Source organism: Flavobacterium pasteuri, assembly GCF_048286615.1.
Classification (GTDB): domain Bacteria; phylum Bacteroidota; class Bacteroidia; order Flavobacteriales; family Flavobacteriaceae; genus Flavobacterium.
This window is the reverse complement of sequence record NZ_JBLVPN010000001.1, coordinates 113239-127702: the sequence shown is the minus strand read 5'-3', so window position 1 is coordinate 127702 and position 14464 is coordinate 113239. Positions and strand designations below refer to the sequence as shown.

General features: G+C 35.9%; 15 protein-coding genes. 8 read left to right on the top strand and 7 right to left on the bottom strand.

Annotated elements, in window-relative coordinates:
- Positions 1-14 precede the first annotated feature (14 nt).
- The 7 genes from ACNQF6_RS00560 to ACNQF6_RS00530 form a co-directional block, all read right to left on the bottom strand.
- Positions 15-428 (bottom strand): hypothetical protein, encoded by a 414-nt coding sequence (locus ACNQF6_RS00560; protein WP_417962269.1) that lies wholly within the window; start codon positions 426-428, stop codon positions 15-17.
- 149 nt (positions 429-577) lie between these two features.
- A complete protein-coding gene (locus ACNQF6_RS00555; RefSeq protein WP_417962267.1) occupies positions 578-1360 on the bottom strand; it encodes an enoyl-CoA hydratase/isomerase family protein in 783 nt (260 codons plus the stop codon).
- Positions 1361-1371: 11 nt separating this feature from the next.
- The gene (locus ACNQF6_RS00550) at positions 1372-2787 is read right to left on the bottom strand and encodes a sensor histidine kinase (protein WP_417962981.1); all 1416 of its coding nucleotides are present in this window, start codon (positions 2785-2787) and stop codon (positions 1372-1374) included.
- 58 nt (positions 2788-2845) lie between these two features.
- Positions 2846-3400, bottom strand: a complete 555-nt coding sequence (locus tag ACNQF6_RS00545) for a CopD family protein (protein WP_282713249.1) — start codon at positions 3398-3400, stop codon at positions 2846-2848.
- Complete coding sequence (locus ACNQF6_RS00540; protein WP_417962263.1) at positions 3387-4742, bottom strand: MATE family efflux transporter; 1356 nt, start codon at positions 4740-4742, stop codon at positions 3387-3389. The genes ACNQF6_RS00545 and ACNQF6_RS00540 overlap by 14 nt, the downstream gene beginning before the upstream one ends.
- Complete coding sequence (gene hemH / locus ACNQF6_RS00535) at positions 4743-5798, bottom strand: ferrochelatase (protein ID WP_417962260.1); 1056 nt, start codon at positions 5796-5798, stop codon at positions 4743-4745. It lies immediately after the preceding gene.
- A 131-nt stretch (positions 5799-5929) separates the two neighbouring features.
- Entirely contained in the window at positions 5930-6805 is an 876-nt protein-coding gene (locus ACNQF6_RS00530) for a helix-turn-helix domain-containing protein (protein WP_315205562.1), read from the bottom strand.
- A 228-nt stretch (positions 6806-7033) separates the two neighbouring features.
- Between ACNQF6_RS00530 and hemA the strand changes: the two genes are divergently transcribed.
- The 8 genes from hemA (at position 7034) to ACNQF6_RS00490 (ending at position 14452) form a co-directional block, all read left to right on the top strand.
- Positions 7034-8290: a glutamyl-tRNA reductase gene (gene hemA, locus ACNQF6_RS00525; RefSeq protein WP_417962258.1), complete on the top strand. Its 1257-nt coding sequence runs from the start codon at positions 7034-7036 to the stop codon at positions 8288-8290.
- Positions 8287-9252 (top strand): hydroxymethylbilane synthase, encoded by a 966-nt coding sequence (hemC, locus tag ACNQF6_RS00520; RefSeq protein ID WP_417962979.1) that lies wholly within the window; start codon positions 8287-8289, stop codon positions 9250-9252. The genes hemA and hemC overlap by 4 nt, the downstream gene beginning before the upstream one ends.
- Positions 9252-9929, top strand: coding sequence for a uroporphyrinogen-III synthase (locus tag ACNQF6_RS00515; RefSeq protein ID WP_417962255.1), 678 nt, complete (start codon positions 9252-9254; stop codon positions 9927-9929). Before hemC ends, ACNQF6_RS00515 begins: the two co-directional genes overlap by 1 nt.
- A gap of 83 nt (positions 9930-10012) precedes the next feature.
- Positions 10013-11080, top strand: coding sequence for a uroporphyrinogen decarboxylase (gene hemE / locus ACNQF6_RS00510; protein WP_417962253.1), 1068 nt, complete (start codon positions 10013-10015; stop codon positions 11078-11080).
- A 126-nt stretch (positions 11081-11206) separates the two neighbouring features.
- Positions 11207-11758, top strand: coding sequence for a transposase (locus ACNQF6_RS00505; protein WP_417962251.1), 552 nt, complete (start codon positions 11207-11209; stop codon positions 11756-11758).
- 159 nt (positions 11759-11917) lie between these two features.
- A complete protein-coding gene (hemF, locus tag ACNQF6_RS00500) occupies positions 11918-12826 on the top strand; it encodes an oxygen-dependent coproporphyrinogen oxidase (protein WP_417962249.1) in 909 nt (302 codons plus the stop codon).
- 121 nt (positions 12827-12947) lie between these two features.
- On the top strand, positions 12948-13940 hold the full coding sequence (gene hemB / locus ACNQF6_RS00495) for a porphobilinogen synthase (protein ID WP_417962247.1): 993 nt from the start codon (positions 12948-12950) through the stop codon (positions 13938-13940).
- A 2-nt stretch (positions 13941-13942) separates the two neighbouring features.
- Entirely contained in the window at positions 13943-14452 is a 510-nt protein-coding gene (locus ACNQF6_RS00490) for a DinB family protein (RefSeq protein ID WP_417962245.1), read from the top strand.
- Positions 14453-14464 lie beyond the last annotated feature (12 nt).

The window sequence follows — 14464 nt, the reverse complement described above, 5'->3', positions numbered from 1 at the left end:
ACTGCAGTGCGTCTCTACAATGCAAATTTTTTTTTAATTCCTTTTTCTTTCATTTCCAGTATCACATCTGAAGCGTTTTTAAAAGTGGGCGCTTGCTCAATAATGGTTCCCACTCTTTTTTTATTAAGTTTAAAGGTGATATCATTCTCCGTTGTAAACAACAAAGCCGTTAAAAAAGGATTATTCATATACGGAGCCAATATAATAAAGGCTTCGTCAAGCGAATGGAAACTTTCTATTTCTTCGGTTTTGTAACGCGCCGTAACTGAAAGACTAAAAACGTCATCGTTCAAAACGGGACGAACATAAATATTTTTCAGTTCCGTATCACCAATGGTTTTAGCAAGTGTTAGTTTGGCGTACGTATGGTTTTCGATACTTTTTTTTACCTTTTCCCAGAAAAGTACAAATACAGGTTGGAAGGACATAAGTTTAATTTTATAGGGTGTGTTATATTCCGAAACGGGTCTGTAAAATTAAGTGTTGTAAACCAAACAATCCGTTTTTGAGGAAAGAATATTTTAAAGGATGATCACTTGCAAACTAAAAAGAGAACCAATGTGGCTCTCCTTTGTTATTATTTCCCGGTAAACACTGCTTTTCTTTTCTCTAAAAAGGCGGTTGTACCTTCCTTAAAATCTTTTGTTCCAAAGCATTTTCCAAAGGCTTTTATTTCGGCTTCATAGCCATTTTTTCCTTCTTTGAAATTAGCATTTACTGCTTTTATGGCTTTGCCAATGGCGTAAGGAGAATTTTTGATTATTTTGTTTGCAAGGTTTACGCAGTAGTCTAAAAGTTCAGCTTCAGGAACAACGTGATTTACTAATCCAGTTCTATACGCATCTTGTGCAGTTACCATTCCTGCGGTCATAATCATTTCCATCGCACGTCCTTTTCCTATTAATTGTGGCAGGCGTTGTGTTCCTCCGTAACCCGGAATTACACCCAGTGAAACTTCAGGCAATCCCATTTTTGCATTTTCCGAAGCGATTCTGAAATGACACGCCATCGCCAGTTCTAATCCGCCACCCAATGCAAAACCATTGACCGCTGCAATTACTGGAGTTTTTAAATTCTCTATAAAATCAAATAAATTCTCTTGTCCTTCTGCCGCTAATTGCGTTCCTTCTTCAATCGAAAAATTAGCAAATTCTGAAATATCGGCTCCGGCTACAAACGCTTTTTCACCACTACCAGTTAGAATAATAGCACGAATCTCATCATTTTTCCCTAATGTTTTGAAAGCTTTGTTCAAATCAGAAATAGTTGCAACATTCAAAGCGTTTAGTTTTGTAGGACGATTAATGGTAATCGTTGCGATGTTGTTTTCAGTTGCAATTAAAATGTTTTCGTAATTCATAATTGTAATTTTTAAGAGTTAATTATTGGGAGTGAGACAATAAAAGTAGTTCCTTTTCCAAATTCAGTTTCAAAGGTAATCGTTCCTTTATAATTTTCGATAATGTTTTTTATAATACCGAGACCAAGACCCATACCGCTGCTTTTGGTGGTAAATTTTGGTTCAAATATACGGTCGATGTCTTTGGGTTGAATACCAATTCCGTTATCTGCAACAGTAATCAGAACGTTGTTTAATTCTTTTTTTACCGATACAATAATGGACTTGTTTTCCTGCTGTTCCGGAATGGACTGAATGGCATTCTTTGCTAAATTTGTGATTATTCGAATGAGTTGTGTTCGGTCAATTTTCGAAATAATTTCGGGAGAATCGCGGTGAAATTCAATGTATTCTTCGTTGAAAATATCCATGGCAAGTTCTACTACTTCCACCACGTTTAAGGTTTCATTTTGCTGTGCCGGCATCGATGCAAAATTCGAAAAAGCTGAAGCCACCGCACTCATCGTATCAATTTGCTGTATTAAAGTTTCGGAATAGTCATTCATTTTTTGCTTTACATTGGGATCAGTCGGGTCAAATTTTCGCTGAAAACTCTGCACTGTTAGTCGCATTGGCGTAAGAGGATTCTTGATTTCATGCGCCACCTGTTTCGCCATTTCGCGCCAAGCTTCTTCACGTTCGCTTTGCGCTAGTTTGATGGCACTTTTCTCGAGTTCATCCACCATTCCGTTGTACGCTTTTATCAAAAGATTTATTTCCTTACTGTTGGCTTCTAAAACAATTTTCTCGTTTTTTTGATTCAAACTCGTTTCGCTCAACTTATCAGAGATTGTTTTCAACGATTTAGTGATGTACGAAGAAAGGAAATAGGCCAATGCAAACGCGACGATAAGCATAAAGGAATACACTTGTCCCAGGCGGATTAGAAAGCTTTTTAATTCGTTTTCATAGTAACCGTCGTCTTCAACGTATGGAAGATTTAAAATTCCTAATGGTTTAAATTTATCGTCTTTGATTTGACTGAAAGCAGAGCGGTTCTTTTTGCCATCAATGGTTTTAATGTCCACGTATCTTTTTTCAATCGAAGAGCGAACCAGTTTTAAAATGTATTTGGGAATTGGCGGAGCTACTTTATCTACAGAAAATGATTCTTTGGAGGATTTTAGCAATTTTCCGTCTAAACTGTAAATGTTAATTTCAATACTGTGGATTTGTGCCAGTTCGTGAATTTTATCTTTAAAAATCAAACCTAAATTCTCCGTTATTAAAGGATATGTAGTGGTCGAAAGCACATAATTTATATGTTCTTTTATCGCATCTTCTTTTCGTTCTAAGCGCTCTTGGTGGTATTCTTTGGCTTCGTTTTTAAATTGAATAATAGAAATAGAAGCTAACAAAACGGAAGCCATGATTATCAATACAATCATCGAAAGGAAAATCCTGATTCGTAATGATAGCATTGATATTTTGAAGCTTTTAAACATATTAAGATTGATTTCTTTCTCTTATTTTTTTATAAAATTTAAATCCAAGCATGATTAAAACAGAAAACAAAATAATTCCTATTACACCATAAATCCAGTTGAAAGCATTTTTTAAAATAACTAAAAAAACGACTGCAAAAAGGATAATCGTTGCTCCTTCGTTCCATAAGCGCATGAAATTAGAGGTGTAGTTGACTTGATTATGTTGCAATTGCTTGAATATTTGGTGGCATTTTGCATGGTATAAATACAACACAAATACAAAGCCAAGTTTTACATGCATCCAAGGCATTTTTAACCACGCTTGCCCTAAATCTGTGAAAAACAGCATCCAAAAAGCAAAAATACTGGCTAAAATAGCCGAAGGCCAAGTGATAATGTACCACATCCGGTAGGTCATTATTTTAAATTGTTTTTGTAAAATTTCTTTTTCAGGCGAGGGTTTATCTGCCGCTTCTATTTGGTAAACAAATAGTCGAACAATATTAAATAAACCTACAAACCATGTGATTACAAAGATGAGGTGTAAGGATTTAAGGTAATTATAGTATTCCATCGTTAGTTTGAATCAGTTTTGTGTTCATTTCTTTTTTTAGAAAATAGCCAGTTAATATAGTTGATAAAATATCTGCGATTGGGAATGCAATCCACACGCCAAAAATACCTAAAAAATTTGGTAGAATCAGCACTAACGGAATTAGGAAAAATCCTTGTTTGCTTAGCGTCAAAAGCAACGCTTTTTTTGCTTTTCCTGCTGCTTGAAAATAAGCTGCACCAATTAACTGTACCGCTATGATTGGCGAAGCCGCAAAAACCCAACGCAACGCTTCCGGAGTTTGGTCAATTACGAGTGGATCAGTTGTAAAAACGGCAACTATAGGTTTGGCAAAAATTAGAATAACCACAAAAATCAACGAGGCTAGAATTGCTGCATATTTTATTGAAAGCAGTACACTTTCTTTGACTCTTGAATAATTTCCCGCACCATAATTGAATCCTGCAATTGGCAGAAATCCCTGCGTAATCCCCAGAATTGGAAACAAAGCAAACATCAACATTCGGCTAATAATTCCATAAATTGCTACAGAATGTTCGCCTCCGTACGTGTACAAAGTATGATTCAGGATTATGGATAAAATACTCACGACTCCTTGTCTCGAAAACGTGACAAAACTTAATTCGGTTATTTCCTTTACAATGGGAATGTTGAATTTAAAATGTCTTGTTTTTAATTTTAGTTCGCTTTTAAAAACAAAAAACCAAAGTACAAACAAGAAGCAGGTAAAATAAGATATGGCTGTAGCCAAAGCCGCGCCAAACATTCCTAAATCTAAGTATTTGATAAAAAGAATGTCCAAGGCAATATTGACAAATGCGGGGATAATCATGGCAACCATCGCAAATTTTGCCTTGCCTTCTGCACGAATCACGTTATTGCCCATCATGCAAAGTGCTAAAAATGGAACACTAATAATTATGGGAATAAAAAACTCTTTGGCGGGTTCCATTATAGCTCCTTTAGCACCAAAAAGCGTCAGCATTTCGTCGCTAAAAAAAAGACCAAATACCACAAAAACTGACGCCAATAAAAAAGTCATCATTATTTGATTGCCAAAGGTATGCAATGCTTTTTCTTGGTGATTGGCTCCCAATGCTCTGGAAAGTACTGAGCCTCCGCCCACACCAATCGCCATTCCCAAAGAAGAAATCAAAAAGGTGATGGGCAAAACTACGGTTACCGCCGCAATGGCCAAAGAACCTATCCATTGACCCACAAATATGGTGTCAATTAAAATATTAACCGACATGAATAAAATCCCAATAGAAGACGGAACTGCTTGTTTTATCAAGAGTTTTTTGATTTTCTGAGTTCCTAACTCATCGGCGGTAACAGCCATTTAAGCATTAATTTTTTCAGAGTCAATTGTAACGGTTGAAGAGGCGTTTGACCAATTTGAAATCCAGTTACTTACGGTTTTACACCAGTCATCACCATCATTTAAACATGGAATTGCTTTGAAGTTTTCTCCTCCGTGAACTTTAAATTCATGATTGGCTTCCATGGCAATTTCTTCCAAAGTTTCCAAACAATCAGATACAAAAGCAGGTGTTACAACAGCAAGATTTTTAATTCCTTTTTCAGGCATTTTGTTCACTTCAACATCTGTGTAAGGCGTCAACCACTTGTCACCCGCTAATCGAGATTGAAAAGTCTGGCTGTATTTCCCTTCTGGTATTCCCAGTAATTTTACCACTTGTTTGGTCGTTTCGTAACATTGGTGACGGTAACAAAATTCATGTGCCGGCGAAGGCGTGTTGCAACAAGAACCGTCAATTTTACAATGTGATTTCGTAATATCCGTCTTGCGAATGTGACGCTCAGGGATTCCGTGGTATGAGAATAATAAATGATCGTAATCAAAACCTTCTAAATGTCCTTTGATGGAATCAGCCAGGTTTTGCAAGTAATCAGGTTTGTTATAAAAAGCAGGAACAATTGTAAATTTCATTTCTGGAAAATATTTTTTACGGTGTTCTTCAGCTAATTCTAGTATAGTAGTCGTAGACGCCATAGCATGTTGTGGGTACAAAGGGAAAAGCAGCACTTCGGTCACGCCTTTGTCATGCAGTTCTTGTAGACCAGACAATAAAGACGGATTTCCGTAACGCATGGCTAAGGAAACGGGAACGTCAACTAATTTTTGTACTTTTTCGTGCATTCTTTTGGAAATAACAACCAATGGAGAACCTTCGTCCCACCATATTTTAGCGTAAGCGGCAGCTGATTTTTTAGGTCTGGTTTGCAAAATAATTCCACGAACTAATAATGCTCGCAATAAAAACGGAACGTCAATTACGTATTTGTCCATTAAAAATTCATCTAAATATGGTTTTACATCTTTTGGAGTTGGACTTTCCGGAGAACCTAAATTAACTAATAATACACCTTTCATAAATTATATTTTTTTTCATTATTGTCATTCGGAAGAATGAGGAATCTAGGCACAAAAGTAATTAAACTTACTTTTTTATAAATTGTGATTAACTATTTTTTATTTATTGTTTAATATAAGAAATCAATTGTTTACGGCATATTTGGGTTGATTGACATCAAATATTTTTTGGGCGTAGTGGCAAATTTCTTTTTGAATGCCGCTATGAAATGACTTCCGGTGCTGTACCCAATTTTCAATCCTACTTCATTAACGTTATACGACCCGCTGTCGAGTAATTTTCGGGCAAAATCCATTTTGTAGTCAAATAGAAAGCCATAAACCGTATCGCCATAAATTTGTTTGAAACCCATTTTTAGTTTCTTTAAATTCAAGCCTATTTCATCTGCTAATTCCTGTAATCCTGGCGGTTCGGCCATGTTAGCAATGATGATTTCTTTGGCTTTTCTAATTTTCATTACATTTTCCTCGTCTATTAAAAACGGACATTGTTCTGCATTAGGATCTTCGGTTCTATTGAAATACAAGCTCAATAATTCGTATCCTTTTCCTTTGTAATACAGGTTTTTAATCGACGGATGCAAGCTGTAATGGAACAGTTGCGATAAAACAATTGCCATCGATGGACTGATGTTTCCTTCGTTATAATATTTTTTATCTTTATTATCGGCACTCAAAAAAGTAATATAATCAGCTTCTGTTGAAAATAAAGCATGAAACTTCTTTATCGATATGATCACAGAAATCACCCAGGAATTTGGTGCTAATTCCAAGTTTAAAGGCAGTTCCTTTTGTGGGTTGTATAAAAGCAACGATTTTTCTTCTTTCAGTTCCAAAGCATAATTCCCTTGATTAAAGATGAATTTGGCGCTTCCTTTTAATCCAAAATGAAACTGAATCAGGCCACTGCTGACTTCACGTTGGGCGTTAAAATTTTCGATGCCGTCATTTTGAAAACGGATAAGTGTAAAGTCATCTTCAATTTTTATAATTTCCTGAGAACCCATAGCGATATTTTTTTAATATGAAAATCATAATTATCAAACCTTTTTATTTAGAACAACTCTAAATAACTCAATTCAAATGACTTGAATTCATTACAAAAATAGATTTTTTTACCATAAAATAAGCCATTAGAATTAAAAAATCACGAAGCGATACAAAAAGAACTTCTAGCGTTACTTTTATAAAAACTATAATGATAATTTTGTTCCACTTTCTTGAAAAGTGCAAATATGGAAAACAATAACACATCAAAGCATCACTATTTTTACGCAGTTGGATTGAGCTATAAAAAAGCAGATGCTGAGATTAGAGGTAAGTTTAGTTTAGACGCTGCTTCAAAAACGCGTTTGCTGGAACAAGCTAAGAATGAAGGAATAGAGAGTTTAATAGTCACTTCTACCTGCAACCGTACTGAAATTTACGGTTATGCGGAACATCCCTTTCAATTAATCAAATTAATTTGCGAGAATAGTCAAGGCTCTGTTGAATCATTTCAAAAGGTAGGTTTTGTCTATAAAAATCAAGAAGCCATCAGCCACATGTTTCGTGTAGGAACTGGTTTAGACAGTCAGATTCTGGGTGATTTTGAAATTATCGCACAAATAAGAAATTCCTTTTCACAGTCAAAATCGTTGGGTTTAGCCAATGCTTTTATGGAAAGACTGGTGAATGCCGTTATCCAAGCCAGCAAAAAAATAAAAACAGATACAGAAATTAGTTCAGGCGCTACTTCGGTTTCTTTTGCCGCAGTTCGTTATATTATCAACAATGTGCAAGATATTGGAAACAAAAACATTCTCTTGTTTGGTACCGGAAAAATTGGTAGAAATACATGTGAAAATTTAGTGAAACACACTAAAAACGAACATATTACGCTAATCAACAGAACCAAAGAGAAAGCAGAGAAATTAGCCGGAAAATTGAATTTAATCGTAAAAGATTATTCTGAACTGCATTTGGAGCTGCAAAAAGCAGATGTTGTTGTGGTAGCAACCGGCGCGCAAAATCCTACTATTGACAAAGCAATTCTGAATTTGAAAAAACCAATGTTGATTTTGGATTTATCGATTCCGAAAAACGTGCATGAAAATGTAGAAGAAATTGAAGGCGTTACGCTGATTCACATGGATTATTTGTCGCAACTTACGGACGAAACTTTAGAAAACAGAAAAAAACACATTCCTGCTGCGGAAGCCATCATTGAAGAAATAAAAGAGGAATTTATTACGTGGACCAAAGGCAGAAAATTTGCACCGACAATCAATGCGTTGAAAGCAAAATTGAATGCGATAAAAACATCTGAATTAGATTTCCAAAGTAGAAAGATTTCAAATTTTAATGAAGAGCAAGCGGAGATTATCAGCAACAGAATTATCCAAAAAATAACAACTCATTTCGCTAATCATTTGAAAGATGATGATACTATGGTAGATGAAAGTATTGAATGGATTGAGAAAGTTTTCAAAATAGGAGCGACTACAAGATAATGAGCAAAACAATACGAATAGGAACTCGCGATAGCGAACTCGCGCTTTGGCAAGCCCATACCGTCGAAAAAAAGCTAAATGATTTAGGCTATAAAACCGAAATTTTAGCGGTAAAATCACAAGGAGATATCATCCTTGACAAACCACTTTACGAATTAGGAATCACAGGAATTTTTACTAAAACGCTGGATATTGCCATGATAAATGGTGATGTAGATATTGCGGTGCATTCCATGAAAGATGTTCCTACGGCTTTGCCAATTGGGATTGTTCAGGCAGCAGTTTTGGAAAGAGCAAATACGTTGGATATTTTGGTACACAAAGGAAACCTTGATTTTCTTAATGGCGAAGGTACAATTGCCACAGGAAGTTTGCGTCGTCAGGCGCAATGGCTGAACAAATATCCCAATCACAAAGTAGTGGATTTACGTGGAAACGTCAATACGAGAATGCAGAAATTGCAGGAAAGCGATTGGAACGGAGCCGTTTTTGCGGCAGCAGGATTGGAGAGAATCAACTTGAAACCAATCCTCACCCCAGCCCTCTCCGAAGGAAAGGGAGAAAACAGGAATTTATCCTATATTGATTTGGATTGGATGATTCCCGCGCCGGCTCAAGGAGCTATGGTTGTTGTTGCAATGGCAAATGACGAATTTTGTAGACAAGCGCTAAACGAACTCAACGATATTGATACCGAAGTTTGTACCCATATCGAAAGACAGTTTTTAAAAACACTCGAGGGCGGTTGTACGGCACCAATTGGCGCTTTAGCAGTTTTTGTAGAAGATGATATTTTGTTTAAAGGTGTTTTATTTTCTATCGATGGGAAGCAAAAAATCGAAATAGAAAAAACCGTTCCGATGCAAGAATGGAAGAAATTAGGTTTTTATTGTGCCAAAGAAATTTTAGAAAATGGCGGAGCAGAATTGATGACAGCAATTAAAATTAATTTGAAAAAATAATGAGTCAAACAAGCATTTTATCCACCAAAACATTGTCGGCAGAACAAAGGCAAGTATTTCTTGACGCTAATTTTGATCTTTTAGAACAAGATTTCATCGAAATAAAAAATAACCTTTTTGAATTAAAGACCATCAACAACAACTTGATTTTTAGTAGCCAAAATGCTGTTTTAAGTTTGATAGAACAAAACGGCTGGGAAGTTTTAAAGACGAAACCTGTTTTTTGCGTAGGTATTAAAACCAAGGAATTACTGGAATCGCATGGCTTTACAGTAGACGTTTATTTAGATTACGCCTCTGAATTAGCTGAAATAATCACTTTAATTTACAATAAGGAAAGCTATACTTTTTTGAGCGGAAATTTGCGTAAAGAGACTTTGCCTGAAGCATTAAAAAGCGCCGGGATAACTTTTAATGAAATCGAAGTGTATCAAACAACGCTTGCGCCTTTTAAAATATCGGATCAAGAAAATTTTGACGGAATTCTATTTTTTAGCCCATCTGCCGTAGAAAGTTATTTGACAAATAATAAAATCAAGAATGAAGTGTGTTTTTGCGTAGGCACTACCACAGCATCAGCATTAGAAGCAAAGAAAATTAAAAACATAGTAATTGCCGAAACGCCAACTATCGAAGAGGTGATTGAGGAAGTTATTGAATATTATAAAGCCCCCTAACCCCTCGAAGGGGAATATGGAAGGAATAAAATATTATTAAATTAAAATTAGACGAAATAAAATATTCATAAAGTAAAATATAAATGAACATTAACGATAATCGAATTCCCCCTTCGGGGGTTAGGGGGCTTAAAAACGACCTATTTTTAAGAGCACTAAAAGGAGAAACTGTACAACGTCCACCAGTTTGGATGATGCGTCAAGCGGGAAGATATTTGCCGGAATTCATCGCTTTGCGTGATAAATATGATTTCTTCACCCGTTGTCAAACTCCCGAATTAGCTGCTGAAATTACCGTACAACCGATAAGAAGAATTGCTCCGGATGCTGCGATTTTGTTTTCGGATATTTTGGTAATTCCTCAAGCAATGGGAATCGAAGTAGAGATGAAACCTAATTTTGGTCCGTATTTACCAAATCCAATTCGGACGATTCAAGATGTGGAGAAAGTAATCGTTCCCGATGTTAATGAAACATTAGGATACGTTTTTGATGCGATTAAATTGACCAAAGAAATGCTGAATGATGAGGTGCCATTAATTGGTTTTGCAGGTTCTCCATGGACGATTATGTGTTATGCAGTAGAAGGGAAAGGTTCTAAAAGTTTTGATATGGCTAAAGGATTTTGTTTCCAACATCCAGAAGCAGCGCACGTTTTATTGCAAAAAATCACGGATACCACTATTTTATATTTGAAAGAAAAAGTAAAAGCGGGAGTAAACGCCGTTCAAATTTTTGACTCTTGGGGTGGAATGCTTTCGCCAGTGGATTATCAAGAATTCTCATGGAAATACATCAACCAAATCATTGAAGCCTTGGCAGATGATGCACCAGTTATTGTTTTCGGAAAAGGATGTTGGTTTGCATTAAATGAAATGGGAAAAAGTAGAGCTTCTGCACTTGGAGTGGATTGGACTTGTTCTCCAAGAAATGCAAGATACTTGTCTGGTGGAAACATCACATTACAAGGAAATTTTGATCCATCAAGATTATTATCTCCAATTCCGGTGATTAAGAAAATGGTACACGAAATGATTGACGAATTCGGAAAAGACAAATACATCGTGAATTTAGGTCATGGAATTTTACCAAATATTCCTGTGGATCACGCGAAAGCGTTCATTGATGCAGTGAAGGAGTATAATCAATAATATTTATTTTACTATATTTCCTGCAAGGTTTCTTTTGAACCTTGTAGGTGTTTTTTAAAATTTTGCTGACATGGTTTATACCTACAAGGTTAAAAAACCTTGCAGGATCAACTTAAAATGTATAATATGAAATTAGAAGTTTTAGAAAAAGATTGCTATTATCATATTTACAATAAAGGAATTAATGGTGCTCCTATTTTCGAAAATGATGAAAACAAAATTTTCTTTTTAAAACAACTTTCAAAATATTTATTGGGTAAAATCTCAATATTTGGATATTGCTTAATGGATAATCATTTTCATTTAATTATCCGATTAAATGAAGATGAGAAAATAGTGACACAGGCATTTTCTAATTTTTTTAATTCTTATGCTAAAGCTTTTAATAAACATATAGACAGAACCGGAAGCTTATTTGAAAAACATTTTAAGAGGATAAAGCTAAACGATGAAAATTATTTGAAACAATTGATACTATATGTGCATTTGAATCCGAAGCATCATTTAGATTTAAAATTTCAGGATTATAAGTATTCTTCCTATCAAGCTTTTATTTCAAATAAAGAAACAAAAATAGAGAAAGAAGAAGTGTTGAAGCTGTTTGGAGGTGTAGAAAATTTCGTTTTTTGTCACAATCAAAAAAATAATTTTTTAACTGAAAAACACACATTTGAGTAATATTGTTGCAATCTTGTAAGGTTTTTTTAACCTTACAGCTAAGTTAGATTAGGAATATCATCACTAGTCATACCTACAAGGTTTTGGAAACCTTGCAGGAAAGCAAGATGTTTACATTTGAAATATTTAATAAGTTAGTTGCTGCAAAGCAAATTTACAATGAAACAACAATTTTACACCTACATACAAAACCTTCAAGATCAAATCTGTAAAGGATTGGAAGATGTTGAAGGTCAAGCCAAATTCCGTGAAGACCTTTGGGAACGTCCGGAAGGCGGAGGCGGAAGAACACGCGTGATAGAAAACGGAAAAGTTTTCGAAAAAGGCGGAGTTAATATTTCTGCAGTTCACGGGAAATTACCCGAAGCCATGCAGAAAATGTTCAATGTAGGTGAAGCTGATTTTTTTGCCTGTGGATTGAGTTTGGTTTTGCACCCAAAAAACCCAATGACACCAACCGTTCACGCGAACTGGCGTTATTTCGAAATGTACGATGAGAACGGAAATGTAATTCAGCAATGGTTTGGTGGCGGACAAGATTTAACACCGTATTATCTGTTTGAAGAAGATGCAATTCACTTTCATCAAACGTGTAAAACCGCTTGCGACAAACATAATCCGGAGTTTTACCCAAAATATAAGAAACAATGCGATGCCTATTTCTGGAACGCTCACAGAAATGAAGCCCGAGGAATTGGCGGATTGTTTTTCGATTATTGCAAAGCAACAGATGACATGAGTATGAAAAATTGGTACAACTTTGTAACCGAAGTTGGAAATAGTTTCCTGCAAGCCTATGTTCCCATTGTTGAAAAACGAAAAAACTTACCGTATACTCCAGAACAAAGAACGTGGCAGGAAATTCGTCGCGGTCGTTATGTGGAGTTTAATTTGGTTCATGACAAAGGCACTTTATTTGGTCTAAAAACTAACGGAAGAATCGAAAGTATTCTGATGAGCTTACCACCACATGTGCAATGGGTATACGACCATCACGCAGAAGCTGGAAGCGAAGAAGAAAAATTAGTAAACGTATTAGAGAATCCAAGAAATTGGATTGCAGATTGATGATTAACGATTTTTGATTGCAGATTTTCTGTCATCACCAATTTGTTTTAAATCATAAATCAGCAATCGTAACCCGAGAGCTTTGCTCGAATTGGCGAAGCAATCTAAAATCATAAATCATATGTTCCCATTACATAGAGGCAGAAGATTAAGAACGAACGAATCCATCAGAAGCTTAGTTCGTGAAACCAGTTTAAGTCCAGCGGATTTTATGTTTCCTATGTTTATTGCTGAAGGTGAAAACTACAAAGTAGAAATTCCTTCGATGCCAGGCATATTTCGTCGTTCGATTGATTTAACGGTAGAAGAAGTCAAAGAAATATTTGCATTGGGAATTCGTGCGGTGAATATTTATGTAAAAGTAAGCGAGAATTTAAAAGATAACGCAGGAAATGAAGCGTGGAATCCAAACGGATTAATGCAAAATGCCATTCGTGCCATCAAAGCCGCTTGTCCCGAAATGATTGTAATGCCAGATGTAGCTTTAGACCCTTATTCGATTTATGGACATGACGGAATCATTGCAAACGGTGATGTAGAAAATGATTCGACGAATGCAGCTTTGGTAAAAATGGCTGTTTCTCATGCGCAAGCGGGTGCCGATTTTGTAGCGCCATCGGACATGATGGACGGACGTGTGTTGCGTTTGCGTGAAGGTCTTGACGCTGCCGGTTTTCATAATGTAGGCATCATGAGTTATTCTGCTAAATACGCTTCTGCATTTTATGGGCCGTTCCGTGATGCATTAGACAGCGCTCCTGTTGACGCCACTGAAATTCCAAAAGACAAAAAAACTTACCAAATGGATTATGCCAATCGCATCGAAGCTATCAAAGAAGCGTTGTGGGACGTGGAAGAGGGCGCCGATATGGTTATGGTAAAACCTGGAATTGCGTATTTAGACATTGTTCGCGAAGTTAAAAACGCGGTAAATGTTCCGGTAACGGTATACCACGTTTCGGGAGAATACGCAATGATTAAAGCCGCTGCCGAAAGAGGTTGGTTGGATCATGATCAGATAATGATGGAACAATTAATGTGTATCAAACGTGCTGGAGCCAGTTTAATTTCGACTTATTTTGCCAAAGAAGCCGCAATACTTTTAAACAAATAAACATGAAAAAATGTTTAATAATAGCGGTTTTATTGCTTTCCAATAGCATTTTTGCACAAGTTGAGGTTGTTGCTACTTTCATCGAGAAATGGGATAATTCCAAAGATTATTTGGTAGCCGTTGCAGAAGCGATGCCGGAAGATAAATATGATTATAAACCTGCTGAACGTGAAATGTCGTTAAGAGAACAATTATTTCACATACAAGACAACATGAATTGGTTGGGCACAACGCATTTTTCGGGAGAGAAATATGTGAAAAAAGAAGCGGTAAAAGGACTTTCAAAAACGCAAATGATCCAAGAAATAAAAGCCTCTTTTGATAAAGCAAAGGCATTTGTACAAAAAACCAATGATGCTGAATTATCCCAAAAAGTAGATTTTTTTGCTGGTCCAAAATCAAAATTGCAAATACTTAATTTGATGCAAGATCATGTTACCCATCACAGAGCACAAATTTTAGTATATTTGAACCTGAATGGAATTCAACCACCCAAGTATGTTGGTTGGTGATTTTGCAATTTA

Excerpts from the sequence above, each read along its gene's own strand:
- ACNQF6_RS00530 (WP_315205562.1), bottom strand. The coding sequence starts at position 6,805 with ATGGGTTCTCAGGAAATTATAAAAATTGAAGATGACTTTACACTTATC.
- ACNQF6_RS00540 (WP_417962263.1), bottom strand. The coding sequence starts at position 4,742 with ATGGCTGTTACCGCCGATGAGTTAGGAACTCAGAAAATCAAAAAACTC.
- ACNQF6_RS00560 (WP_417962269.1), bottom strand. The coding sequence starts at position 428 with ATGTCCTTCCAACCTGTATTTGTACTTTTCTGGGAAAAGGTAAAAAAA.
- ACNQF6_RS00555 (WP_417962267.1), bottom strand. The coding sequence starts at position 1,360 with ATGAATTACGAAAACATTTTAATTGCAACTGAAAACAACATCGCAACG.
- hemH (WP_417962260.1), bottom strand. The coding sequence starts at position 5,798 with ATGAAAGGTGTATTATTAGTTAATTTAGGTTCTCCGGAAAGTCCAACT.
- ACNQF6_RS00505 (WP_417962251.1), top strand. The coding sequence starts at position 11,207 with ATGAAATTAGAAGTTTTAGAAAAAGATTGCTATTATCATATTTACAAT.
- hemF (WP_417962249.1), top strand. The coding sequence starts at position 11,918 with ATGAAACAACAATTTTACACCTACATACAAAACCTTCAAGATCAAATC.
- ACNQF6_RS00490 (WP_417962245.1), top strand. The coding sequence starts at position 13,943 with ATGAAAAAATGTTTAATAATAGCGGTTTTATTGCTTTCCAATAGCATT.
- ACNQF6_RS00515 (WP_417962255.1), top strand. The coding sequence starts at position 9,252 with ATGAGTCAAACAAGCATTTTATCCACCAAAACATTGTCGGCAGAACAA.
- hemE (WP_417962253.1), top strand. The coding sequence starts at position 10,013 with ATGAACATTAACGATAATCGAATTCCCCCTTCGGGGGTTAGGGGGCTT.
- hemB (WP_417962247.1), top strand. The coding sequence starts at position 12,948 with ATGTTCCCATTACATAGAGGCAGAAGATTAAGAACGAACGAATCCATC.
- ACNQF6_RS00545 (WP_282713249.1), bottom strand. The coding sequence starts at position 3,400 with ATGGAATACTATAATTACCTTAAATCCTTACACCTCATCTTTGTAATC.
- ACNQF6_RS00550 (WP_417962981.1), bottom strand. The coding sequence starts at position 2,787 with ATGATTGTATTGATAATCATGGCTTCCGTTTTGTTAGCTTCTATTTCT.
- hemA (WP_417962258.1), top strand. The coding sequence starts at position 7,034 with ATGGAAAACAATAACACATCAAAGCATCACTATTTTTACGCAGTTGGA.